Raw genomic sequence first — 23,348 nt, 5'->3', positions numbered from 1 at the left:
CTCAATCATGCCCAGGGTGAATGGCCACCCTGAGGATGCGCCGTTCCTGCCGGCAGAGCGACGGGTCGAAGCTGAGAAGCGAGAAGTCCGCGTGGTGTGCTGCGATGGCCATCAGGCCGGGCAACCCGTCCGCCGCGAGCTCGCTGCCCAGATAAGCGAGTTGGGCGATGTCAGTGTCGCTCGGACGCGCGTTCGCATAACGCGGATGGGAGTGCCATTCGCCGAGATACCGCACTTGGTGCATCGACCGGCGGGCGACGTCGTCGATGGATTGGGCCAGGCCGACCACGCCGCGCTCGAAACGCGTCGGGCTGCCGAGACTGTCCTCCGGCTGGGGAAACGCATGGGCGAGGTGAAGAGAGTTGCGGCTAAAGTCGGCGATGCCGACGATGGCTCCGCCGGTCTCGTTGGGCAAGCGCCCGTCGCGTAGCGCGGAAAGCTGATCCAAGAACCCGCGATCGTAGCTCACCTGCCAGGCACCGATCTCGGCGCGCGTGACGGTTTCGCCGTTCCGCTGCACGACGGAGACCGAACCGTCCGCGCCGAGCGTCCAGACTGTCATCTTGGCATCATCGCTCGAAAGCGAGTCGGCTATGCCCCTTGCCGCCAGCGCGCTCAGCAACGCGGCTCGGGTCGCCGGGATCCTGTTGGTCAGTGAGCGGCACGAGCCGCTGTAGCGCACGCCACCTTGCGAAGCATCGAGATGATCGGCCAGAGACGGCTCGGTCAGGATAAGACGGTGATATTGTGCCTCGAGATCGCGCAGCGTGACGTCGCGCCGCACGTCTTCCGTAAGCAGGACGACGGCGGTGCCCGAAGGATTGAAGAAGGCGCAGACGCGCCGTGCGGCAAACGGCAGATCGCTCAAATGACGGGCGACGCCGACCGAAGCCGATGCGTCGATGATGACTGAGGCGACGGCATAGGCCGCATCGAGGGCCTTCTGCCGATCCGCATTCGGCGCAAGCACGTCGGCGACGATCGCGGATTGGGGCTCGTTCAACAGCGCCGTAATCTGCCTGGCCAGCGCGTTGGCCTTTGGCGCGCCGATCTCGTCGGCCAACAGCGCATGGCGAGCCAAGTTGTGCGGCAACAGCACGTCATCGTCCACGATGGTCCACTCGAAAGCGCCTTCGCGCGCGAGATCTATGCCGAGTTGTGAGCCAAGCGACCCGGCGCCGATCATGACGACCTTCCTTCGGTCCGCGGCTGCGGCGCCGGCGATCGATGCAGCGAGATCCCGATCGAAAGCGAAATGGACCTGCGCCGGTGCGACAGGCAACGAAGCTCCGGCGACCGGCGTTTCGGGGAATGCCCGGACGTAGCCCTTGCCGACGTTGCTGTTGTTGGCGTGCAACACGCCCAGAAGGACGCCGATCTCACCCGCGGTGTTGGTGGTGATGAAGGCTCGGAAGTCGTCGGCGCCGCGACCCTCTTCGGTGGTCACGGGGAGACCGACGACGATGGCGAGCCGGCAGGCCATCCGCCTGGCGCCGTCGTCCGCGATGCCGGTCCATGCCTTCAATCTATCCTTGATCTCGTCGAGCAGCTTGAGGCCGGTCGGCGCGAGTTCTGCCGCTAGGCTTTCGAGGGTCCGAGGCAGGCGGCGGATCGATGTCATGACCTGCGGCGGTAGCGAGAAGGCCATCACCGTCAGGGCGATACCGCCCGGCGGGGCCTGCTTGGACGGAATGGCAAACACCAGACCCTGGCTGTCGGTGCGCACGAAGCCTGCGAACTCGGAGGTCGCGGAGCCGGCCTCGAAGACGCCGCGCGGCAGAACGAGGGCCATGTCCGCGCCGTAGAAGAGCGGATCCGGCGGTTGCGCCGGATCGTGCAGCTCGCCGCGCGCCGCCTTGGCGAGCCAAAGCTGGGTGAGCCGCGAGAATTCGGTCGGCGTATTGGTGAGACGAGCTTCCGGCCACGGCCGATCGTCGACGCACAGTGAGAAAGGCATTTCTTCGGGCACGCCGTTCTGATGCATGGTGTGCGGGAAGTCGCTCCGCAGCGCCAGAACTGTCGGCCGGACATGTGGCGATGAGAAGAGAATGCCGATCGGCTCTCGGGCGCGGATTGGGTAGGCGAGGTCCTGCGGGCGTTCGACGTCGATCTCGACATGGACGCCGACATACCCGGTCGTCTTGTCCTCCTTGATCTCGACGAGCGTGGTCGCCGGGAGTCCGGCGAGCGCGGCATCCACGAACGAACGCGCCGGACCGGAGGCGACGCCGTCGACCGTCGTCGCCTCGCCGAAGGAGGTCCACCAGGTATGGATCGCCACGCCTAGCCCGCCCGCACCGGGGTCGCCGCGACGCTCACCGCCCCGGCGGCGGCGGCGGAAACGAGCAACAACTGGGCCCCGCGGTCGGTGATCTCGATGGTGCTCGCCTTGGGTTTGCTCTTCGAGGGCAGGTCCATGGTGACCTTGAACTGGCCGTCCTTGAGATCGGCGACCGACCGGTAATAGGCCGCGGCCTGGCGATGCGGCGGCTGCGGATCGAGGTCGTCGTCGCTGCCCTTGGACGGGATCGACCAGCTGGTGGACATCATGATGGAGCGCTCGCGCCCCTGCGTCTCGCACAGCCACTTGACCTCGTCGGTCGGCTTGGTGATGTCGTCGCCCTTTTCCGGCCCGATGGACTTGTAGGAGCAGTGGTGCGGAATCTTGAAGATATCCCACAGCAGCCGGTCCTGGTTGCCGTGGCGTTTGGACGTGATCACGATCTGGTTGATCGAGTCGTAGTTGATGTCCGACATGAACAGCGCGCAGGTCTCGCGGCGTCCCTCCAGGAACGTCGCCTGAAAGACCACGCTGTGCTGGTTGCGGTCGATGATCTCGCTTTCGTTCTGATGCCAGCCGAAGGGGCTATGGATGAAGAACTGGACGCGCTCGGGACCGAACATCGAGAAGCCGGGCACGTACTGGCCGGCGTCGGTGATGAGGTGCGCGCGCGATTCCAACGTCAGCCCCTGTTTCTCCAGCCATTCCTTGAGCTTGGTCGGGCGCGAGAAGACGCGGATGCCCTTTCCGACGCGCAGCCGGTGCCGCGCCTCCTGACGGATGATGCGGGCGCTATCCTCGCAACCGTCCTCCAGGATCGCCGCGGCCGGCACCCACAACTCGTCGATCTTGATCCGGCCTTCGCCTTGGTACTTGGCGGCATGTTCGAGCCAGAAGAAGTCGCCCGAACCGCAGCAGTGGTCGTCGTCGAGATGGGTGTAACATACCACATCGTAGTAATCGCGCTTTGTGGCGCGCAGGTCGGCCTTGAGCACCTCGGGCAGGTCGATGCGGGCATCCCACATGTCGGCGGGATTGCGCATGTCGGCGTAATCGACCAACATCTTGCGGCCGTTGGCCATGTCGATGCGGGTGCAGTCGGCGTTGCCGAGAGGATGAAAGGTCAGTTTGGCTGTCATATCGGTCTCTCAGAATGGTATTCCGGCTCGAATGAGCTCCTACCGTCCAAAGCTCGCGACCGGCGCGAAGTCGGACGAGAAATTTCGCTAAATCTTATTTCCGACTTCGCTCGATTCGCGAGCTATGGCTTTGGAGGAAGCCGATTGACCGATCAATCTCCCAAAGCGGCGGCATTGCTGACGCTCACTGCGGACCAGCGGAAGAAGCTGGCCGCCTTGGCGCGGGTGAAGGCGCGCGGAACCACCTTGCAAGCGGATGACCTCCTTCAAGGCGCTCGGGCACGTTGGCTGAATCCGGATTCGAAGGCCGGAGAAGATGCGTTCGAAGTGCTGTCGGGCGCTGTGAACAGTATCGCGTCCAACGATCGGCGCCGAAGCGCCACCGTCCGTCGTGTCGAGGGAAAACGGCTCGTCGCCGCATCCGTCGATGCGCCCGACCCGATCGAACTTGCGCAGGATTTGGGGCCTTCCCAGGAGGATGCGTATCTCCGCGAGCAGATCTTCAAGATCTGCAAGGACGAGGAGGTGGAAACGCTGCTGATCCTCCTGGGCGACAATGCGACGCGGGCGGAAATCCTTGCCGAAACTGGGTGGGACGTAACGAACTATGAAACCGTCATGAAGAGAATGAAGAAGTGGGGTGCTTCCCTCTACAAGGAAGGGAAATTGTGATGGAGACCGATCGTGAACTCTCGTTTCGCGAAGAGCTCCTGGAAGAAATTCAGCGGGAGATTTTTTCGCTCGAAGGATCCGCATTGGACGAGTATCTGATCGCCTTGGGCATGGATCCGAACGATTTGCTAGAAAGCTTCGACGCTGTTTTCCAGGATCCGGAAATCGCCGCCAAGCGTCGGAAATTCGCGACCGCCCGGCAGCGTCCGCACGAATCTCAACCCTTCCTCAGCGCTTCGGTCCTATCGTTCGACCCGGCGAAGAAGCGCGAGATCCACTCTGCCGTCACGAAAAGGGTCGACGTCACCGGCGACATGACCATAGCGGCGCGAAACCGACGCATTGAATCCGACGACGATCTCGACAGCTTCCTCGAAGCTTGTCTGCGGCTGGGGCTTATCGACGAGTCCGGCAATTTGAAGGAATGACCTGGTGCGGCCGGCCGAACAACTCCTCGTCGAACTCGGCGTTTCCGAGGCCAAGGAAATCGACCTCCTCGCCATCGCCGATTGCGTCGGCGCGCAGGTCCTGTACAGGCGGCTCGTCGGCTGCGAGGCTCAGATCATCGGTTTCAAGGACCGTGCGATCATCTATGTGAGCGATGGAGCGAGACCGAACCGGAAAAGGTTCAGCACCGGTCATGAACTCGGGCATTGGCATCACCACCGAGGTCAGTCGTTCGTCTGCCGCTCACACGACATCGGGCGCCCCTTGGACGAGCGCTCGCGAAATGCCGAGCGGATGGCCGACGTCTATTCCGCCGACCTCATCCTTCCGCCATACCTCATCAAGCCGAAGCTTCATTCGATCGGAGAGACGTCGCTCGACGCGATAGTCGGACTTGCGCGCGAATTCTCGGCCAGTCTAGCCGCGACCGGCATCCGGATCATGCGGATGACGCGCGAGCCTCTGATCCTGATCGCACAGGATCTGGCCGGCACGAAATGGCAATGGCCGGGGATCACGGTCCGAAGCTTGAGGGTTCGGGAGGATATCGACCTGAGATCGAGCGTGAGTGTGTCGCTCGCAGGCGTCAACCGAGTCGGCCCCATCAAGAAAGAGCCGGCGAGCTATTGGTTCGATCGCCGACATATCGAGCAGTTCGACGTCGGGGTCCAAAGCGTCCGGACGATAGAGGGCGAAGCGCTGACGCTTCTACGGATACTTGATCCCAAGATGATTGATATCTACGGGTGATGCGAACGATTTCGCGAGTTGCTGCGATCTCTCTTCAATAACCTTGATCGGAAGCCATGCCGACAGGAACGACGCAAATATGTATGTGAATTTCCGTTACTGACGTGTGGCGTTCCCGGAACGCACTGCTATTATTGACTCTACGAGGTCTCCCCTCGCATACGCGCTGTCGTAACTGCGGCGTAAGAGCGAAAGTCTAATCAAGGATCGTGCGCGCCACGTTGCTCGCTGGATGCCTGGCGTGATTGGAAGGGAGACCTCGTGCCTAGCCTCGCATCGTTCTTCGTCACTCCGATCTGGATCACCGTTCCGAACGAGCTCACGAGCGAAGCCGAACTGCTGAAGTTTCTTGCCCTATCGACAGCCGAACTCAAGAACATCTGGTGGTTTCGCGGCCGCATGTATCAGAAATTCGAGATTTCGAAAGGCGAGGGAAAGAAGCGCGTCATAAGCGCGCCGGACCGTCGACTGAAGATGCTGCAGACCAAGATCGCGTCCTCGCTCGCGCCGATATACAGACCGAGGAATCCCGTTCATGGCTTCGTGAACGGTCGCTCGGTCAAGACGAACGCTACGGCTCATCTCCGGAGCAAGTTCGTGATGAACTTGGATATCCAAGGCTTCTTTTCGGCCATTACGGAAGGACGCGTCTCCGGCCTGATGAGCGCGCTGGGCATCGACGGTCGAGTCGCTGAGATCCTGGCGCGAATCTGCTGCAACGAGGGCGTTCTGCCACAGGGTGCACCTAGCAGTCCGGTAATCTCCAACATGATCTGCTTCCGGATGGACAAGGAATTGCAGATGATCGCGAAGGAGAGCCGCTGCATCTACACCCGGTATGCCGACGACATCACGTTCTCCAGCTACCAGCCTCTGACACCGCTGTTTGAAGGACCCCCGCCGCCGGCCGGGAATTTCTCGCCCGATCTACTCAAGGATCGGCTTCGCGGCGCTTTCCGGTCCAACGGCTTCGCGATCAATCCGCAGAAGGTTCACTACGCCGACAAGCATTCGCGCCGAACGGTGACGGGCCTTAAGATCAACGAGCGCGTCAACGTGGACCGGAAATTCGTGCGAAACATCCGCGCGGCGTTGTTCGTGGTTGAAAAGCAGGGCGCTGCGGTCGCTCAGAAGGCCCTCAAGGACAAGTATGGTCGCGAAGCGAGCATCGTATCGCATCTTCGCGGACGGATATCCTGGGTAGGGCACATCAAAGGACCTTCGGATCCGATTTTCCGCGGTCTGGCCTCGCGCTACAACAAGCTCTTCCCATCCGAGAAACTCGAAATTTTGCCCACGATTTTCGAGGTCAGAGAGCGTGCGGTGTGGGTGGTCGAGCATTGGGGCGACGACGCAGCGGAGGGCAGCGCGCAGGGCACGGCGTTCTTCTTGAAATCGGGAGGTCTCGTTACGGCATGGCACTGCGTGGAGGGGGCGACCGAGATCGCGGTCTATCACCCCAGCAAGCCTTCGAATAAATTCAAGGTGACGGTTGCCAAGAATGATGCACACCGCGATCTGGCGGTTCTCTCGCACGAAATTCCGGCCATCGAGTACTACGAATTCGAGATATCCAAGCGCACGTTCAAAGCCGGCGACAACACGACGGCGCTCGGATTTCCGAGCTTTGGCCCAGGCGACAAAATCAACGTCCGATCCGGATCGATAACGTCGTTGCCCACCAAAAGCGCAGTTCAGCTGATCGAGGTGACGCAAAAACTCTCGCAAGGCATGTCCGGCGGTCCGCTGCTCGATGAGGACGGTGCGGTCGCCGGAATCAATCATAAAGGCGGGCCGAGCGAGGCCAGAGATTTCGCCGTGCACTACAAAGTGCTGACCGACTGGCTGAGCGGGTCGTAGCTACGCCGCTTGCCGTCCGGCGCGGACACTGCACCTTGCGAGTGTGCGGCCTGGCGGATCGGGTGCTAGCCAGATCGTGGTCAGCTTCAGGGAATGAGGGAAAGTAGGTCGGTGGTCGACTGATAGGGGGTTTGGTCGCAAATGGAGTCAGTTGTCCAACTGATAAGGTAATTACACAAAGCTTACCAGTTGAGGGCAGGGGTGTGCATTTGCGTCATGAGCAGTTATGCAACGGCTCAGTGAGGCAGTTACCCATTGACTGCGAACACAAACCATATGACTTGGCGCTTGTGCTGCGCAGGATGGAAGACTCCCTCGGCGAATCGACAACCACCAGCATCGGATACCAGTGGTCCCGTGCAACATCGAACAAGCCGCCAAGAAAAGCCGCGGCACGCCGCATCTGGTTTTCGGCGTCGAGTCCTTCCAGATTTAGAATGGTGGAGACCGCGATGGACGCGGGCACGCTCAGCCGCTATCTGTAGGCCGCGCTCGGTGTGTTCCTCCGCGTCAATGACGACGTGACCGTACTGCTCCGCCAGCGTAGCGAAGTCGCCTTCGGGATCAATGACCGCTTGCTGTACCCACGGTGCGCTTTGTTCAAGCAGCCGCCGCAACAGATGGGACTTGCCGGATCCGGAATTGCCTTGCAGACGTGTCGCCAGAAGTTCCTCAAGGTCTAATGACGCCGACTCTCCCGTTGCGGTCGGACCAATCTCGATGGCAACGGTCATATTCCGACTCAAATCTCACCTTGGAAAGCGGGTCTATCAATCTGGTCGCATCGGGTCGAGCGCGGCAATCCAAGGAAGCGTAGAAAGTGGATAACTTGTATTTTGCCGGCGATTCGCAGCACCTAGGTTCTCGAAAGACGATGGAAGTCTCGTGAAGAAAAGCAAGAAGGTCAGCGCCCGCGGTGCGATCAGGAAAAGCGCGACCAAGAAAGGCAGAAAAGCCGCGGTTTCCGCGATCTCGACGTCCTCGCCCCTCGGCATGTTGGCGCTCCATCTTCGTGAGCAGTGGAAAAAGTCCGGTCGCGATGGGTTGGTGTTTCTCGCTGAAGACGAGAACAGGGCCGAGCGGCTCGGCGGTATCGTCCATGCACTCGATCCATCGCTCGATGTTCTCGTATTCCCCAGATTGAATACGTTGCCGTTCGATGGGCTGGAACCGTCGCGCGAGATCGCCGGCAGGCGGAGTTCGGTCTTGCGCCGTCTTGCCAGAAGAAAGAAGCCCATCTTGCTCGTCTCGACGGCAGAGGCGATCATGGAGCGGTTGCCTTTGCCGGCGAGTTGGTCGCGCATTAGCCTAAGCCTCAAGGTGCAAGCCTCGTATGCCGAGCAGGACCTCGAGGCCCGCATGGAGGAATTGGGCTACGATCTCGACGAAGAGGCAGAATATCCCGGCACCGCGCTCTTTCACGGCAAGACATTCGAGATCTTCCCGGCGGGTGCTCTCGGGCCGTACCGGATCGAGCATTCCGGCGGTGCGATTCGCAGAATTGTTGCCGTCGACCCGGTTGAGCATGACGTCATATCCGATTTCAAGGAACTGATTATCGATCCGATGTCGGAACGCCTCGCGCTGGGCGGTAGCCGGGCGCAGCGGGCTACCTTCGCGGACTATTGCGATCGGGCACGATGGATCGCGGATGCAAAAGTTCCGGCCCACGCTGACAGCTGGTTGAGTACGATCGAGGAGGCCGCCGGCCGCAGGGATTCGGAACGCGAGTATCTGGGGCGAGGAGACTGGAAGAAACTGAAGAAGCGCATGAGTGTGCTGCCTGCCAACGCGGCGTTTGTGGCCACGCCCGACTTCTCGAAGGTTGCTGCGTCGAGGAAAGCGCTTCGCGCGTTCGTAGCCGACGCGGATCGCGCCGGATCTCGTTTGCTCTTCGTCGCCGCGGTCGAAGACGATCTGCGCGCCATGGAGCGCATGAGTGGGGTCAGGGCGGAGCGTTTCGTCAATTGGGACGAGGCGGCGGAGGCCAGAAGTCGCGAGGGCGCGCTGCTGGCCGACTTCGACGCTGGCTTTGTCGCTCCTGGCAAAAAGCCGACCCTGGTTGTGACCGCGTCTGACGTGCTCGGTAGCCGCGCCCATCATCCGCAACCGATGGCCAAAGCCTGGACAAGCGCCTTCGATCACCCGGATATTCCCGAGCGCGGCGCGGCCGTCGTTCATCTCCAGCGTGGCTTGGCTTTGCTTAATCGTTTGCAGACCGTCGACATGGGGAACGGCACAAACCGCGAGATGATCAGGCTCGAATTCGCCGGGGATGATGCGGCGCTTGTTCCGCCTGCCGATCTCGCCTTGATCTGGCCCTACGCCGCAGAGCCCGGCAAGCTCACGTTGGACAAGGCCGATGGCAGCACGTGGTGGAACAGGCGTGGCGAGGCTGAGCAGGAAATCGAAGCAGCGGCCAAGCAGCTTGCGAAACATATCGCCCAACGACGCCGCCGGCGTGCTCCCAAGCTGGTCGCTCCGGGGCCGGCCTATGAAAGATTCGTCGCGCGCTTCCCCTATTTCACGACGGTTGATCAGGCCAAGGCGATCCGGGACGTGCTGGACGATCTGGCGGCTGGTCACCCGATGGACCGGGTGGTCTGCGGTGATGTTGGCTTCGGCAAGACTGAGGTCGCCTTGCGGGCGGCGGCGGCTGTCGCGCTGTCTGGAAAACAGGTCGCTGTTGCGGTTCCGACCACCGTCCTGGCCAGACAGCATTGTCGAGACGTTTCGCAAACGGTTCGGCCCGCTCGGAATCGAAGTGGCGAATTTGTCGCGGGCTGCGTCGGCAGCGGAGATAAGAGATACGAAAGAAAAACTCCGTCGCGCCAAACTGAAAGTCGTTGTTGGCACACAAGCTCTCGCCTCGACTGACTTGAGGTTTGCCGACCTCGGCCTCGTCATCATCGATGAGGAGCAGCACTTCGGTGCGGCGGAGAAGGCAAAACTTTCAGGCCTTGCGAAGGGCGTTCATACCCTTTGGATGAGCGCCACGCCGATACCGCGCACGCTAGCAGCGGGTCTTGCAGGATTCAGGGACCTGAGCATTATTGCTACGCCGCCGGTTCATCGGCTGCCTATCGTCACCAAGGTTGCTCCGCTATCGGACGCCGCGATCGTCGCGGCTTTGCTGCGTGAGCAGAGACGCCACGGGCAGAGCTTCCTGATTTGCCCCCGTATCCAGGATTTGGAGCCGATGCTGGCAAGAGTGAAGTTGACGGCTCCGGACCTTCGCATCGTATGTCTCCATGGTCGGTTGCCTGCCGAAGATATCGACGATCGAATGATGAGCTTCGTCGATGGTAACGCGGACGTGCTCCTCGCGACCAATATCGTGGAGAGCGGCCTCGATATTCCCCGGGCGAACACCATCGTCGTCTGCTGGCCGGAGAAGTTTGGTCTGTCGCAGCTTCATCAGCTAAGGGGGCGCGTCGGCCGAGGCGGCACGCGTGCTTTCGCGTATTTGTTGACCGAGTCGAACTCCGAACAATCCGAGAAGCGTTTGGCCGTGCTGGAGGAGTTCAGCAAGCCCGGCGCCGGCTTTGCCATCAGCGAGCGTGATCTGGATCTCCGAGGCGCCGGAGACCTCTTCTCTGAACAGCAGTCTGGCCATCTGCAGGTATTCGGGCCAATGCTCTATAGCCATCTTCTCAAGCGGGCGTCGGAGAAGGGCGCCGACGGTGGCGCCGATCTGTGGGTGCCTGATCTGAACCTGCCGATCGCCGATATGCTGCCCACGGGCTACGTACAGTCGGACGCTGTTCGCTTGGAAATCTATGGCCGTATTGCCAGATGCCGCACCGAGGATGATCTGGAGGATTTGGAGGACGAAACCGCGCGTCGTTTCGGCAGACTGCCGCCGGCCGCGCGCGATTTTTTCGCGGCGGCGAGGCTGAGGCTAGATTGCAAGCGGCGCGGCATTATGAGGTTCGACGTCGGCCCCGAGGCTGTTGCGGCGACCTTCCTCCCTGGTCGGCTTCGCAAGTCGAGAGCGAAGTCGTTGGAGCGCGATGGCGATCGCGTGGTCTATATCGGCAATCGCAATGCGAAGCCGTTCGAACGAATAAGCGACTTCCTTGAGTCGCTGGACGAGTAGTTCGCTAAAGCCGTTCCATAACATCCGATGGACGAATGTTCGCGACGTCCCGCGTGCTGGCCCCTAGGAGGCTGCAAGCGTCTCAATGAATTCTTCCATCGACGGCTGCTGCGCGTGCTGCAGCTTAAGAAGGTCCTCAACCTTAAGATTGGTATAGCGCTGGAGCTGTCGCCAGTCTTTGTGGCCGGTGACCAGCGCTACCTTTTCGATCGGAAGCCCTGCCTCGAACAGACGGCTTGTTCCCTCATGACGCAGATCGTGGAAGTGCAGGTCTTCGATTTTCAATTGGTCGCAGGCTCGGGTGAATGCCGCGCTGACGGATCTGTGGTTATGGGGAAAGATCCGTCCATAGCCTCGAGTCACAATCCGCTGCTGAAGCACGACCTCCCAAGCGTCATAGCCCGTTAGATTGAGCAAAGGTACTTTCTGGTCATTTCCGTCCTTATGCCTCGGATCCTTTCTGTCTTGAATAACCACCAATCGTTTCTTCATATCAACCAGCGGCCACTCGGGTTTGCAGATCTCTTCCTGGCGCAAAGTCGTTGCCACGGCGTATCTGACGATCCGTCCCATCGGTATGAATTGCCGGGGATTCGTCTCAAAGTATTCGATTAGTTCGTCGAGTTCGTCTTGTGTGGGCCGTCGGTCACGCTCTTTGCTCTTTCCAACCAAATTTAGGTGGCTTAACGCGACGCGTGCGAGGCGGGCTTCCTCGGCTGAAACCTCGATGCCGTGCACAGCGGCGGCGTGCGTAATGATTGTGCGGATGAATGACAAATCGACCGACAAGGTCGCGGGGCCAGCGCCTTGCTTGGCGCGCTTCCTTCCAAACTCGATCAGTCGCTCTCGATTGAGCGCGGGCAGCTTCACACTGCCGAGCTCAGTCTTAAGCGATGCCATCACGGCGGCTTTTGACCGGCGGGGGGGCTTTCCAACTTCGCGCATGTCTTCGTCGTGCAGGTCGATCAGATCGCCAAATGTGCGAACGTTCCGGACCATGCGTGGTTTGGACGATCCGTTGCGGTCGATATTGCGCTCCATCTCGAGCGCCCATTCTTCGCCGTCCTTGCGTCGTCGGAACGTCTCGGCCACATAACGGCTCTTGCGGCGGACCTGGACGCGCCAGTTTCCAGATGCCAACTGAGTGAAGGTCGCCACGCGTGTGCACTCCGGCTTTCGTGTGCACTATGTGTGCACCGAGAGGTCAAAACGGGTACAAATGTGTGCAATTTCGTCTAGTTTGGAGTGCACACGTTCTTCTTTCATCCCATTGAGAGTGTAGGGTAAATCATTGGAATCGCAAGACTATCGCTTTTCTGTGGCGCCCATGATGGATTGGACCGACCGGCATTGCCGCGTGTTCCACCGTCTGATGAGCGGGCGCGCGCGGCTTTATACGGAGATGCTGACGACCGGCGCCATTATTCATGGCGACCGGAGGCGGCTGCTCGGCTTCGATCCGAGTGAGCATCCGGTGGCGCTGCAGCTCGGTGGGTCCGTTCCGGATGATCTCGCTACCGCCGCGAGGATCGGCGAGGAGTTTGGCTACGACGAAATCAATCTCAATGTCGGCTGTCCGTCCGACCGCGTGAAGGATGGCCGCTTCGGGGCCTGCCTGATGGCGGAGCCGGCGCTGGTTGCCGAGGGCGTGGCTGCCACGAAGCGCGCGGTCAAGATTCCGGTCACAGTCAAATGCCGGATCGGCATCGACGATCAGGACCCGGAAGTGGCGCTCGACGTGCTGGCGCGCGGCGTGGTTGCGGCCGGCGCGGACGCGCTGATCGTCCATGCCCGCAAGGCCTGGCTCAACGGATTGTCGCCGAAGGAAAACCGCGACATCCCGCCGCTCGATTACGACCGGGTTTACCGGCTCAAGGCCGTGCTGCCGGATGTGCCCATTGTCATCAATGGAGGCATCGGCAGTATCGCCGAGACCAAGCGGCATCTCGACCATGTCGACGGCGTGATGCTGGGACGGGCGGCCTATCAGGAGCCGTGGCGCCTACTCGACGTCGATCCGGAATTATTCGGCGAGGCGGCACCTCACGCGACGATGAAAGACGTCTTCGAAGCGATGTTGCCCTACATCGAAGATCAGTTGGCGCGAGGAGCAAAGCTGCATTCGATGACGCGACACTTCGTCGGCGCGTTTCACGGCGTGCCCGGCGCGCGCGCTTTTCGTCGCCATCTCGCGGAGAATGGCGTCAGGCCGGGCGCAGGCGTCAAAGTGTTGCGGGACGCGATCGCGCTGGTCGAGGATCGCGCGGCGGAGCCGGTCGCGGCGTAAAGCCTAGGCGGCGCGGCGCGTTTCGGAATCCGCCTCCAGGCCGAAATCGTGGTTCAGATGATAATAGGCTCGCCATCGCGCGGCCGTCGACCGCCGTTCCGGCGAATTCCCGGACCAGGCTGTCCTTGACGCCGAACACGACGTCCGAGTCCAGGGGATCATTGGGCGGTTTGTGGAGCGTCTCCGCGCCAGGCGCGCGTGATCAATTCGCGGATCGCCTCTCGCTCGATCGGGCGCGGATTCCAGTACGGATTCTTCACGGCGAGGTCGGCGGCCTGATCGATGCCGCTCTCGGGCATGCCTATCTCGCGCAGCGACAGCGGCGCGGCAAGCTTTCGCGCCAGATCGTGGAGGCCGAGCGCTGGATCGCTCACGCCAAGTGCTGAGGCGATGCGTGTCATCGCCTCAGGTGCGGCCGGTGCATTGTAGGCGAGAGCATGCGGGAGAACGACGGTGTGGGTCTCGGCATGCGGCAGATTGAACAGCCCGCCCAGCGTATGGCAGAGCTTGTGATGCAGTGCCATGCCGACCGCGCCGAGGCAGACGCCGCAGAGCCAGGCGCCATAGAGCGCGTCGGTGCGCGCGATCCTGTCGCTCGGCTCAGCGCAGATTTTCGGCAGCGCCCGCGCCAGCGTGCCGATGCCTTCCTGCGCCATCAGCGATATGATGGGGTTGCGATCCCGCGCGTAGAGCGCCTCGACCGCGTGCGCAATGGCGTTGACGCCCGATGTCGCCGATAGTTTTGCCGGCATCGTCACGGTGAGATCGACGTCATAGATCACGATCTCGGGGAGGATCTTCGGGCTCGATTGCGTGGTCTTGATCCCGCCGCTGGTCTGGCCGACCACCGGCGTCATCTCCGAGCCGGCGTAACTGGTCGGCAGCACGATCTGCGGCAGATCGGTGCGCAAGGCGATCGCCTTGCCGAGGCCGGTGGTCGAACCGCCGCCGATCGCGACGACACCATCGGCCTCAATCTCGCGCACGACTTCCATCGCCCGTTCCGTCACCTCGACGGGCGTATGCATGACCGCTCCGGTGAAGACGCCGGCGAAGCGTTCGCCGATCATCTCCCGGATGCCGGCGACCAGATCTTTCTGCCGCGGGGTCGCCAGCACGACGGCGCGGGTAACGCCGAGGCGGGACAATTCATCGGGCAATTGACGCAGCGTGCCGGTGCCGAACACCACCCGCATCGGCGCGCTCTGGTAGGTGAAGCCTTGCATGGTTGCTCCTTGCGGACGAATGGCCGGCTCCAGGGTCAGGCCGCCCCGGAGCCGGACTTTCGGCTCAAGAGGCGGGCTGTGCAACCTTGCGCAAGCCAGCGGCCTCTTCAAGGCTACCAGATGGTGCGCTCACCGGCTGGCGGGCCAGCAGGATAATCATCCCGGCGGCAATCGCGGAGACGCCGATCGACAGGAACATCGGCGTCGGGCTCTGGTAATATTGCTGCAGCGCGCCGGCGACGAACGGGCCGAGAATGGCGCCGACGCGGGCGACCCCGAGCTCCATTCCGACTGCGGTGGCGCGCACGCCGGTCTCATAGGAAGCCGCGGTGAAATTGTTCAGCACGAACTGCGCGCCGATGATGAAGAAGCCGGCGGCGGCGACCGATGTGATGTTGACGATGTGGTCGTTCATCACTACGAGCGAGAGCACCGCGAGGCCGCCAATCGCCCACCAGGTCGCGATCAGCCCACGGCTGCTGCCGGACTTGTCGACGAGATGCCCGAGCACGAGAGCGCCGACGAACGACATGATCTGCATCAGCGCGCCGAAGCCGAAGCTTGCAGCAAAGGTTTCTCCACGCTGCATCATCACGGTCGGAATCCACCCCGACAGGCCGAAGATGCAGAACAGGCTGAGGAAGGCCGACGCCCAGATCGCGAACGTCGTCCGGCGATACTTGGATTGCAGCAGCGCCGCCACCGAATTGACCGGCTTCTCGGTCTGCCCGACGGCGATTTCGGCCGACGCGTAAACGCTGGCGCGCTCCGGACGGAGTTTGGTCAGCATGTCGCGGATTTCATCGGTACGGCCCTGAAGGGCGAGAAACTTTGGCGATTCCGGAAGCATCAAGTGCATGAAGGGAAGCAGCAGGAACGACAGCGAGCCGATCCAGTACAGCGATGTCCAGCCGAATAGCGGCGTCGCGAATACGCCGGCGACACCGGCGAGGGTGCCGCCGAGCGCCCAACCAAGTGCGACGCCCCACAGCGCAAACGTGTTCGCCACGCGCCGCGGCGCCAGCTCGTTGATGTAGGTGGTCGCGAGCGGCAGAAGCACGCCGAGGCCGATGCCGGTCAGAAGCCGCAGGATGCAGAAGGAGAGGAACGAGTCTGCCGAGGTCGCGGTGAGCAGCGTGAAGATGCTGGTGATCCACAAGCCGCCGAGCAGGGTGCCGCGGCGGCCGAGCCGGTCGGCAATGATGCCGTGGATGGCGGCCCCGAGCAGGAATCCAACCAGGCCGCTGGAAATCAACAGTCCTGCCTGGCCGGCCTGCAGCCCCCACGGTTTTGCGACGTAGTGAATGACGTAAGCCGGGTTGAACGTGTCATATCCGTCAAACAGCGTTAGCAGTCCCATGATGGCGCCGAGGCGCCAGTGAAATTTTCCTACCTTTGCTTCGGCGAGTTCTTCGTGAAGATCGATTGCCTGCGCGGCCATGGCCGTATCCCTCCCAGATGGTGACTATGTCGTTTGAGGCCGCTTATTCCGCGGCTTGATGAATGCTGTGCTCGACGACGGCCAGGTCGCCGAGATCGAGCTTGAACAGGTCGATGGCGTTGCGCCGGCCGATCTTCAGGCGATCGTTCTCGCTGATGCTGGCGCTGTTGAACCAGTCGGAGGCGTGGTCCACGTTCTCGAACGGCCAGTCGATCGAGAACAGGATGCGATCGGCTCCGATCTCGAGAATGGAATCGATCAGCGTTTGCGTGCGGAAATTGCCCGACGTGGTCAGGAAGAAGTTGGCGTTGAAGTAGTCGCAAATCTTCTTTTCCGCCTTGTGTTTCGGCGGTGCCTTGACCCAGCCGTTGCGATGATCGACGCGCCACATGCTGTAGGGCAAGCCTTCGCCCATATGGCCGAGGATGATCTTCAATTTTGGATAGGCATCGAACAGTCCCGATCCCATCAGACGCAACGCATGGACCGCGGTCTCCTGTCCGAACGCCCAGGTCGGTCCCATCAGCCATGGATGCCCTTCATAGATCGCGCAGTCTTCCGGCAGCGGATTGCGCGGGTGCAGATAGAAAGGCAGGCCGGTCTGCTCCACCGCTGCCCAGAACGGCCAGTATTGCGGCAGGTCGTAATAGACCGGCCGCTTGCCGTCGCCGCTTTGCGAGAAGCCGTTGACCAGCGCACCCCGGAAGCCGAGCGTCTTGATACAGCGCTCGAGTTCGGCGATCGCGAGATCGGGAGCCTGCATCGGCAGTGCGGCAAAGGCCTGGAATCGCGACGGCCGTTTTGCCACCTGTTCGGCGAGGAAATCGTTGGCGCGGATTGCAATCTCGTTGGCGCGGACGACGTCGGGAATCGCCTGAACCGCCGGTGCGTTCAACGACAGGATCATCATCTCAACGCCGTGGCGGTCCATCTGCGCCAGCCGCTTGTCCTGGATATCGAGCAGGCGGTCCTTCAACTCCGGCCAATAGGAGTCCGGAACGAAACCCGCTGAGTCCATCAGCGTGGCCGGGATGGCGAAATGTTCCTCTAGTGCGATCTTGCCCTGCATGTCGTCCTCGCTGATGTCTGATGTTGGTTGGTACTGTCCCTTAGTATTGACCTTGGGGCGTCAGCCCGAGCGCGAGCTGGCCGTACATGGTGCCGACGGCGTCCCAGTTCATGCTGATGTGGCGGCCGACGGCATTGGCATCGCGCCAGGCGCGCTGCACGGGATTGGAAAGATCGAGGCCGAGCCCGCCGGTCGAGGCGTTCAGCGCTTCGCTGGCGCGGATGGCCAGCGCAACCGAAAAGGCTTGGCCGCGGCGGCTGACGATGCGGTCCTCGACCGAGACCGGCCTGCCGTCGCGAATCGTCGCCGCACGGTCCCTGAGATCGCGCAGCAGCACTTCACGCGCCGCATCGACGGAAGCGGCCGCTTCCGCAACGCGCAACTGGATGGTCGGGAAATCCGCCATGCGGTTGTTGTGGCCCGCCACCGCGCCGCGCGTAATTCGCCTCGAGGTACCGGCAAGATAGTCCTCCAGCGCCCCGGCGGCGGCGCCGACTGCGGTAGATGCCAGGCAGGAGGGAATGTTCGACAGCATCGGGATTGAGAATGTGGGATTGGCGGCATGCAGCGTGGCGCCCGGCGTCTTGCCGGATGTGGTGTCGGCGAACGACAGCAGGCGGTGCGCGGGCACGAACACGTCTGACAGTACGAGCGTCTTGCTGCCTGTGCCGCTGAGGCCGACGACATTCCATGTATCGTCGATGACGTAGTCGGAGGCCGGCACCAGCAGGAAGGCCGGCGCAAACTGTCCGCTCTCGGTCTTCGACGGTAGCAGCGCCGCGCACAACGACCATTGCGCATTGTCGCAGCCGCTCGCAAACGACCAGCGCCCGCTGAGGCGATAGCCGCCGTCGACCTCGATCGCCCTGGCGGCCGGCGCATAGGAGCCGCAGGCCAGCGCATCTGGATTATCATCCCAGACGTCGCGCTGCGCGATTTCCGGAAATCCCGCGATCAGCCATTGATGGGCCGCGAGCAGGCCGCCGACCCACGCCGTCGAGGCGCAGCTTTTCGCAAGTTCGATGTTCAGTTCGACCAGCACGTCGAAATCGTGCTCGTAGCCGCCGAACATCGCCGGCTTGACGATATCGAAATAGCCGATCATGCGCAGCGCCGTGATGTTCTGGTCCGGCACGCGGCCCGCCTTTTCCGTGGTGTGGGCGCGTGCCTTGATCTGCGGCGCGATCTGCGCCACGCGGCTCCGCAACTCGCCAATGTCGGGGCGAGCGGCCGGCGGCGCAGATACATCCTTCAACTGGGCGACTGATACCATTGGTTTGCTCCGTATCTTCGATGGGCTGGAAGGCGGCGGCTTGGCGGATCACGCAGCCTGGCTGTCGTGGGGCACCGAGAAGCAGTAGGTCGCGTCCTGGTAGATCAGCGGTTCGATCGGATCGCGCACGTTCACGGTCTCGGCTTCGCCGATGAAAATCGTGTGCGTGCCGTAGGGAACGGCGGCGGCCTTCTTGCAGAAGATGTTGATCTGCGCGTCGGCGAGATAGGTGACGCCCTCGGGCGAGGTCATCCAGTCGCCAAGCCCGAACCGTTCGTCCGAAGGCACCGCGCCGCTGAAGGCCGATGAAAGTGTGATCTGGTCGCGGCGCAGAACGTTGACGCAAAACCGGCGCGCCAGCAGCATGATGTCGTGCAGCAGCGTCTGTTGGTTGACGCAGACGATCAGCGAGGGAGGGTCGAGCGACAGCGACGTCACCGCGGTCGCCGTCATCCCGTGGCGGCGGTTCTGGTCCGCAGACGTGATCACCGAAACCGCCGCGGGAAATCGCCGCAACGCGCGCTTGAACGTCTCACGCAATTCGTCGGATGCCGAATCCAGCGACATGGTTTCCTCCACTGAACGGCCGCTCTTGATCGGCGGCTTAATTTTCGTGAACAATAATTGCATTTGCAAATGACAAGTCAATCGGAAATTTTCAAATGCAACAATTGCCTTGAAAAATGATCGGCGCCCGGCTATTGGATGAGTGCAAAAGTTGCACCAAAGCGGGATGCAAGATCTTGTACCGGCTAACGAATTCCTTGCCCTACATGCTCAATCGCGTCGGCGTGCGGATGGGCGACCTGTTTTCCCGGCGCATCGCGGGCTACGGCGTGACATTACCCATGTACCGCGTGATGGCCGCGCTCTGGGAGAAAGGCGATCAGCGCCTCGGCGATCTCGCCGACATGACGACGATCGAGATATCGACGCTGTCGCGCCTGATCGGGGAGATGAAGCGGCGAGGCCTCGTAACGCGCACGCGGTTGAAGGACAACGCGCGCACGGTCGCGATCAACCTCACGCCCAAGGGGCGGACGCTGGTGGAAGAGTTGATTCCGATCGCCATCCATTTCGAGGAAGTGGCGGTTCGCAATTTTCCGTCGAAGAACGTTTCGGACCTGAAGATGGTGCTCGCAGAAATCTACGAGAGCCTGAATTCGATCGAGCCCGAAATCGAGGAAGTCAACAAGGCGCGCAAGGCGGCGAGGCCGAAGGGTTGATGCTTTGCGGGCAAGTCGCGGCTGGCGATCCGCCAGCGTTACTTCGCTGCCCTGCGATCGCGTTTCGAGCTAGCCGCCACCTCGGGATAGCCGTGCAGCTTCAGCTTGTCGGCCTGCACGCCCCAGCTTTCCAGCCTGTCCAGAAAGCTCATGCCGAGCAGGTTGGTCTTCAACTGCCCGCGCGGCACCACCAGCGCCGGGATCGATTTCTCGACGACGCCGCCGACTGCGAGGCGATCGAGCGTCAGCCGCGCCGCCTTGGTGTGGCCGCCGGCGGTTTCGAGTTCGACGTTGTATTCGAGCATCTCGATCGGCAGGCCAATCGCCTTCGCCGTCTCCCAGGTCAGCACCACCGACGTCGCGCCGGTGTCGATCACCATCGGCGCCTTGACGCCGTTGATCTTGGCGTGCAGCGCGAATTCGCCGGCCTTGCCGCGTGCGATCTCCACAGCGGGCGCCGGCTTCAGGCTTTGTTGCCACAGCATTTTCGTGACCGAGTTGCTGGCGCGCGCGATCTGGTTCGGATCGCCATAGGCGACGACGGCGCCGGCGGTGGCGGCGAGCATCGCCAGAACGAGCATGATGCGGATCACTGGGCGCCTCCGCCGTTTCCTCCGGTGATCAGCCGCGTTCGGTGCGCGGCGGCATCGGAACCAGGCCCGCATCCACCATGCGCGTCGCAAGCCCTTTCATCACGGCCAATCGCTCCGCCGTTTCCATGCGGTGCCAGCGCGCGATCTCCGGCAACGTTCGTCCGCAGCCGAAGCAGAGTTTGGTTTCGGGATCCATTATACAGACTGCGATACACGGCGTTTCTTTGCTCATTCCTGGATAGTGAAGTGGTTTGCTTCATTCGCGCAAGCACTTGCAACTACAACCCCGTGCCCGCACTCATGATAGGCTTGTGACGCGGCCGCCGCTTGTCCTCGACGGCCGCGCTGACTGCGGGGTCCGGCTGCAGGGGCGGGGCGTCCTCGGCCATCGGCGCCAGCGCGCTCATCACGCGCTCCGGCGGGAACGTGACGATGACTTCGGTTCCGATGCGCAGTTTCGATTTCAGCGTGAAGGTGCCGCCATGCATGTCGATCAGGCTCTTGGCGATCGGCAAGCCCAGGCCCGCGCCCTGTTCGGCCGATTTGATCGAGTTGGAGCCCTGGCCAAACGAAGCCAGCACGATCGGGATTTCGTCCTCGGCAATGCCGGAGCCGGTGTCCTTGACGCTGAGATATTGTCCACCGGACGCAGTCCAGCCGACCTTGAGCCAGATATCGCCGCCCGGCGGAGTAAACTTGATCGAGTTCGACAGCAGATTGAGAACGACCTGGCGCGTGGCGCGCTCGTCGCCCCAGATCCTGGGCATGCCGTGCTCGAACACCTCGTGAATTGTGATGCCGCGGCTGGTCGCGCGCAGCTTCAACAGATGGTGGCAGTCGGCGACGACATGCACGAGCGACACCGCTTCCTCGTTGAGTTCGTAGCGGCCGGCCTCGATCCGCGACAGATCGAGAATCTCGTTGATGAGGTTGAGCAGGTGGACGCCCGAATTGTGGATGTCGGCGGAATATTCCTTGTAGACCGGCACGGCGTGCGCGCCGAAAATCTCGCTCTTCATCACTTCGGAGAATCCGAGAATCGCGTTCAGCGGCGTGCGCAGCTCGTGGCTCATCTGCGCCAGAAAGCGCGACTTGGCGACGTTGGCGGATTCGGCGCGGTGCCGCGCTTCGTCCGAGATCGCCTTGGCCTGTTCGAGCTCGCCGATCAGCGCATCCTTTTCGGCGCGCGCTTCGATCGTCTCCAGCGTCGTCGAATGAAGCTGATGGGCAAGCAGCGCAAAATAGCATTCGGCGGCGACTGCCAGCAACGCGAGCGCGTAATTGTCGAAGGTTCCGCCCATCACGAAATTGAGCGCGATCGCAGCCGTCACCGGCGCGGTTGCCGCCACCGCGGCAATGGGCAGCGTCGCGGCCAGCATGCTTGACACCGCGATCACCAGCAGCATCAAGAACATCATCATCGTGTTCGAGACGACGTCGAGGCCGGCAGGATCGAGCAGGATCGCCGTCCAGCTCAGGCCGTAGAGCAGGTCGAGCAGCACGAAGCGGGTTTGCCATTTGCGCGTGGCGGCGAGCGTAGGCGGCTCGCTGAGGAAGCGCTTGCAGTTGCGAATGATGGTGGCATGGATGCAGAGCATGCCGACGGTCCAGACCGCGGCCGGCACGGTATACTTCCAGAGGCCGAACAGCACGCCGGTCGCAACCACCAGCAGCATGACCACGAAGGAAGCCGATACGCGGGTCTGGGCGTATTGTCGGAGCAACTCGGTATCGAAGGCGGGGCGGGTCCCGCTGGTCGACGTTAACCGATCGCGCGCCTCGCGCACACGCTGCGCCGCCACGCGCCGGGTGTTGACCGCTGGTGCGACCGGCGCTTCTGCCGGAAGCTGGACAACCTCGGGCTTCTCTGCGGGCTTACTCATGGAACAACACAAATCCTGCCCGCGAACCGCACGGGCTTTTGCATTGTCTATCTGTGCCGCTAAATCATTAAGCGATGACTTAAAGAGCTAAAAATTCTCGTAAACGGGAAGTTAAAATTAACCTGTCGGGCAGACGGAACCCCCGCTTCTGACAGGATAAGAAGCGGGGGCTTTGTGCTTTGTCTTAACCTGTTTCTTTAACTCACCGTTCCAGCCGGGCCAAAAGGCTCGACGTGTCCCAGCGCTTGCCGCCCATCTTCTCGACCTCGGCGTAGAACTGATCGACGAGGGCGGTCACCGGCAGGTTGGCGCCGTTGCGGCGGGCCTCGCTGATGCAGATCGAGAGGTCCTTGCGCATCCATTCGACGGCGAAGCCGAAGTCGAACTTGCCGTCATTCATGGTCTTGTAGCGGTTCTCCATCTGCCAGGACTGCGCCGCGCCCTTGGAGATGGTCTCGATCACGGCCGCAACGTCGAGTCCGGACTTCTTGGCGAAGTGAATGCCTTCCGACAGGCCCTGGACGAGACCTGCGATGCAGATCTGGTTGACCATTTTGGTGAGCTGTCCGGCGCCGGCGGGCCCGAGCAGTTTGCACATCCTTGCGTAAGCGCCGGAAATGATCGGCTCGGCAGCGGCATAGGCGTCTTCCTTGCCGCCGCACATCACCGTCAGCACGCCATTTTCCGCACCCGCCTGGCCGCCGGACACCGGCGCGTCGATGAACTTGAAGCCGGCCTTGACGGCAGCGGCATCGAGCTCGCGGGCGACTTCGGCGGAGGCGGTGGTGTGGTCGACGAATACCGCGCCCTTTTTCATGCCGGCGAAGGCGCCATCAGTGCCGATCGTGACCGCGCGCAGGTCATTGTCGTTGCCGACGCAGCACATCACGAAATCCTGACCTTCGGCTGCGGCCTTCGGCGTGGGCGCTGTGCGCCCGCCGAACTTGTCCGTCCACTCCTTCGCCTTGGCCCCGGTCCGGTTGTACACGGTCACCTCGTGGCCGCCTTTTTTCGCCAGATGTCCTGCCATGGGGAAGCCCATTACGCCGAGACCGAGAAAAGCGACTTTAGCCATGTGAGTTACCTTGGAGTTTTCGCCGGC

Annotated in this window: 17 protein-coding genes and 3 pseudogenes; 7 read left to right on the top strand and 13 right to left on the bottom strand. The window is 62.0% G+C overall.

The window, feature by feature from the left end:
- Position 1: 1 nt before the first annotated feature.
- Positions 2 to 2,281, bottom strand: coding sequence for an anti-phage 6A-MBL system cap2_3 protein (gene cap2-3, locus CQ13_RS07985; RefSeq protein WP_057842441.1), 2,280 nt, complete (start codon positions 2,279 to 2,281; stop codon positions 2 to 4).
- Between the two features lie 2 nt (positions 2,282 to 2,283).
- On the bottom strand, positions 2,284 to 3,420 hold the full coding sequence (gene mblB / locus CQ13_RS07980; protein WP_057842440.1) for an anti-phage 6A-MBL system MBL-fold protein: 1,137 nt from the start codon (positions 3,418 to 3,420) through the stop codon (positions 2,284 to 2,286).
- A 144-nt stretch (positions 3,421 to 3,564) separates the two neighbouring features.
- Between mblB and CQ13_RS07975 the strand changes: the two genes are divergently transcribed.
- From CQ13_RS07975 to CQ13_RS07960, 4 genes are all read left to right on the top strand, one after another.
- Positions 3,565 to 4,092, top strand: a complete 528-nt coding sequence (locus CQ13_RS07975) for a hypothetical protein (RefSeq protein ID WP_057842439.1) — start codon at positions 3,565 to 3,567, stop codon at positions 4,090 to 4,092.
- Positions 4,092 to 4,520: a hypothetical protein gene (locus tag CQ13_RS07970; protein WP_057842438.1), complete on the top strand. Its 429-nt coding sequence runs from the start codon at positions 4,092 to 4,094 to the stop codon at positions 4,518 to 4,520. Before CQ13_RS07975 ends, CQ13_RS07970 begins: the two co-directional genes overlap by 1 nt.
- A 4-nt stretch (positions 4,521 to 4,524) precedes the next feature.
- Positions 4,525 to 5,289 (top strand): ImmA/IrrE family metallo-endopeptidase, encoded by a 765-nt coding sequence (locus CQ13_RS07965; protein ID WP_057842437.1) that lies wholly within the window; start codon positions 4,525 to 4,527, stop codon positions 5,287 to 5,289.
- A 261-nt stretch (positions 5,290 to 5,550) separates the two neighbouring features.
- Positions 5,551 to 7,149: a trypsin-like peptidase domain-containing protein gene (locus CQ13_RS07960; RefSeq protein ID WP_057842436.1), complete on the top strand. Its 1,599-nt coding sequence runs from the start codon at positions 5,551 to 5,553 to the stop codon at positions 7,147 to 7,149.
- Positions 7,150 to 7,471: 322 nt separating this feature from the next.
- On the opposite strand, the pseudogene CQ13_RS40665 reads toward CQ13_RS07960, so the two are convergent.
- Positions 7,472 to 7,883: pseudogene (locus CQ13_RS40665) on the bottom strand (helicase HerA domain-containing protein); the annotation flags it as partial.
- 259 nt (positions 7,884 to 8,142) lie between these two features.
- On the opposite strand from CQ13_RS40665, the pseudogene CQ13_RS07950 reads away from it, so the two are divergent.
- A pseudogene (locus tag CQ13_RS07950) lies at positions 8,143 to 11,248 on the top strand (DEAD/DEAH box helicase).
- Positions 11,249 to 11,311: 63 nt separating this feature from the next.
- Here the strand turns inward: CQ13_RS07950 and CQ13_RS07945 are convergent.
- A complete protein-coding gene (locus CQ13_RS07945) occupies positions 11,312 to 12,406 on the bottom strand; it encodes a site-specific integrase (RefSeq protein WP_057842434.1) in 1,095 nt (364 codons plus the stop codon).
- A 133-nt stretch (positions 12,407 to 12,539) separates the two neighbouring features.
- On the opposite strand from CQ13_RS07945, the gene dusA reads away from it, so the two are divergent.
- Positions 12,540 to 13,535 (top strand): tRNA dihydrouridine(20/20a) synthase DusA, encoded by a 996-nt coding sequence (gene dusA, locus CQ13_RS07940; RefSeq protein ID WP_283807494.1) that lies wholly within the window; start codon positions 12,540 to 12,542, stop codon positions 13,533 to 13,535.
- A gap of 158 nt (positions 13,536 to 13,693) precedes the next feature.
- On the opposite strand, the gene CQ13_RS07935 is transcribed toward dusA, so the two are convergent.
- From CQ13_RS07935 to CQ13_RS07915, 5 genes are all read right to left on the bottom strand, one after another.
- Positions 13,694 to 14,761 carry a maleylacetate reductase gene (locus tag CQ13_RS07935; RefSeq protein WP_057842433.1) on the bottom strand — a complete coding sequence of 356 codons (1,068 nt, stop codon included), beginning with the start codon at positions 14,759 to 14,761 and terminating at the stop codon, positions 13,694 to 13,696.
- A 64-nt stretch (positions 14,762 to 14,825) separates the two neighbouring features.
- The gene (locus CQ13_RS07930) at positions 14,826 to 16,202 is read right to left on the bottom strand and encodes an MFS transporter (RefSeq protein WP_057842432.1); all 1,377 of its coding nucleotides are present in this window, start codon (positions 16,200 to 16,202) and stop codon (positions 14,826 to 14,828) included.
- 43 nt (positions 16,203 to 16,245) lie between these two features.
- Positions 16,246 to 17,271: an amidohydrolase family protein gene (locus CQ13_RS07925; protein ID WP_057842431.1), complete on the bottom strand. Its 1,026-nt coding sequence runs from the start codon at positions 17,269 to 17,271 to the stop codon at positions 16,246 to 16,248.
- Between the two features lie 40 nt (positions 17,272 to 17,311).
- On the bottom strand, positions 17,312 to 18,544 hold the full coding sequence (locus tag CQ13_RS07920) for an acyl-CoA dehydrogenase family protein (RefSeq protein WP_156433567.1): 1,233 nt from the start codon (positions 18,542 to 18,544) through the stop codon (positions 17,312 to 17,314).
- 48 nt (positions 18,545 to 18,592) lie between these two features.
- Positions 18,593 to 19,111: a flavin reductase family protein gene (locus CQ13_RS07915; RefSeq protein ID WP_057842499.1), complete on the bottom strand. Its 519-nt coding sequence runs from the start codon at positions 19,109 to 19,111 to the stop codon at positions 18,593 to 18,595.
- Positions 19,112 to 19,287: 176 nt separating this feature from the next.
- Here CQ13_RS07915 and CQ13_RS07910 point away from each other — a divergent pair, with 176 nt between their 5' ends.
- A complete protein-coding gene (locus tag CQ13_RS07910) occupies positions 19,288 to 19,770 on the top strand; it encodes a MarR family winged helix-turn-helix transcriptional regulator (protein WP_082637371.1) in 483 nt (160 codons plus the stop codon).
- 38 nt (positions 19,771 to 19,808) lie between these two features.
- On the opposite strand, the gene CQ13_RS07905 is transcribed toward CQ13_RS07910, so the two are convergent.
- The 4 genes and pseudogenes from CQ13_RS07905 to CQ13_RS07890 all read right to left on the bottom strand — a co-directional run.
- Complete coding sequence (locus CQ13_RS07905) at positions 19,809 to 20,363, bottom strand: TIGR02281 family clan AA aspartic protease (protein ID WP_057842430.1); 555 nt, start codon at positions 20,361 to 20,363, stop codon at positions 19,809 to 19,811.
- Between the two features lie 28 nt (positions 20,364 to 20,391).
- Positions 20,392 to 20,595 (bottom strand): DUF1289 domain-containing protein, encoded by a 204-nt coding sequence (locus tag CQ13_RS07900; RefSeq protein ID WP_057842429.1) that lies wholly within the window; start codon positions 20,593 to 20,595, stop codon positions 20,392 to 20,394.
- 46 nt (positions 20,596 to 20,641) lie between these two features.
- On the bottom strand, positions 20,642 to 22,246 hold the full coding sequence (locus CQ13_RS07895; protein WP_057842428.1) for a sensor histidine kinase: 1,605 nt from the start codon (positions 22,244 to 22,246) through the stop codon (positions 20,642 to 20,644).
- Positions 22,247 to 22,448: 202 nt separating this feature from the next.
- A pseudogene (locus tag CQ13_RS07890) lies at positions 22,449 to 23,327 on the bottom strand (NAD(P)-dependent oxidoreductase); the annotation flags it as partial.
- Between the last annotated feature and the right edge of the window lie 21 nt (positions 23,328 to 23,348).

The sequence above is a fragment of the Bradyrhizobium retamae genome (assembly GCF_001440415.1).
In the GTDB taxonomy this organism is placed as follows: domain Bacteria; phylum Pseudomonadota; class Alphaproteobacteria; order Rhizobiales; family Xanthobacteraceae; genus Bradyrhizobium; species Bradyrhizobium retamae.
The sequence above is the reverse complement of the archived record's forward strand: the minus strand, read 5'-3'. Positions and strand labels throughout refer to the sequence as shown.

Excerpts from the sequence above, each read along its gene's own strand:
- mblB (WP_057842440.1), bottom strand. The coding sequence starts at position 3,420 with ATGACAGCCAAACTGACCTTTCATCCTCTCGGCAACGCCGACTGCACC.
- CQ13_RS07970 (WP_057842438.1), top strand. The coding sequence starts at position 4,092 with ATGGAGACCGATCGTGAACTCTCGTTTCGCGAAGAGCTCCTGGAAGAA.
- CQ13_RS07935 (WP_057842433.1), bottom strand. The coding sequence starts at position 14,761 with ATGCAAGGCTTCACCTACCAGAGCGCGCCGATGCGGGTGGTGTTCGGC.
- CQ13_RS07930 (WP_057842432.1), bottom strand. The coding sequence starts at position 16,202 with ATGGCCGCGCAGGCAATCGATCTTCACGAAGAACTCGCCGAAGCAAAG.
- CQ13_RS07925 (WP_057842431.1), bottom strand. The coding sequence starts at position 17,271 with ATGCAGGGCAAGATCGCACTAGAGGAACATTTCGCCATCCCGGCCACG.
- CQ13_RS07920 (WP_156433567.1), bottom strand. The coding sequence starts at position 18,544 with ATGGTATCAGTCGCCCAGTTGAAGGATGTATCTGCGCCGCCGGCCGCT.
- CQ13_RS07915 (WP_057842499.1), bottom strand. The coding sequence starts at position 19,111 with ATGTCGCTGGATTCGGCATCCGACGAATTGCGTGAGACGTTCAAGCGC.
- CQ13_RS07900 (WP_057842429.1), bottom strand. The coding sequence starts at position 20,595 with ATGAGCAAAGAAACGCCGTGTATCGCAGTCTGTATAATGGATCCCGAA.
- CQ13_RS07895 (WP_057842428.1), bottom strand. The coding sequence starts at position 22,246 with ATGAGTAAGCCCGCAGAGAAGCCCGAGGTTGTCCAGCTTCCGGCAGAA.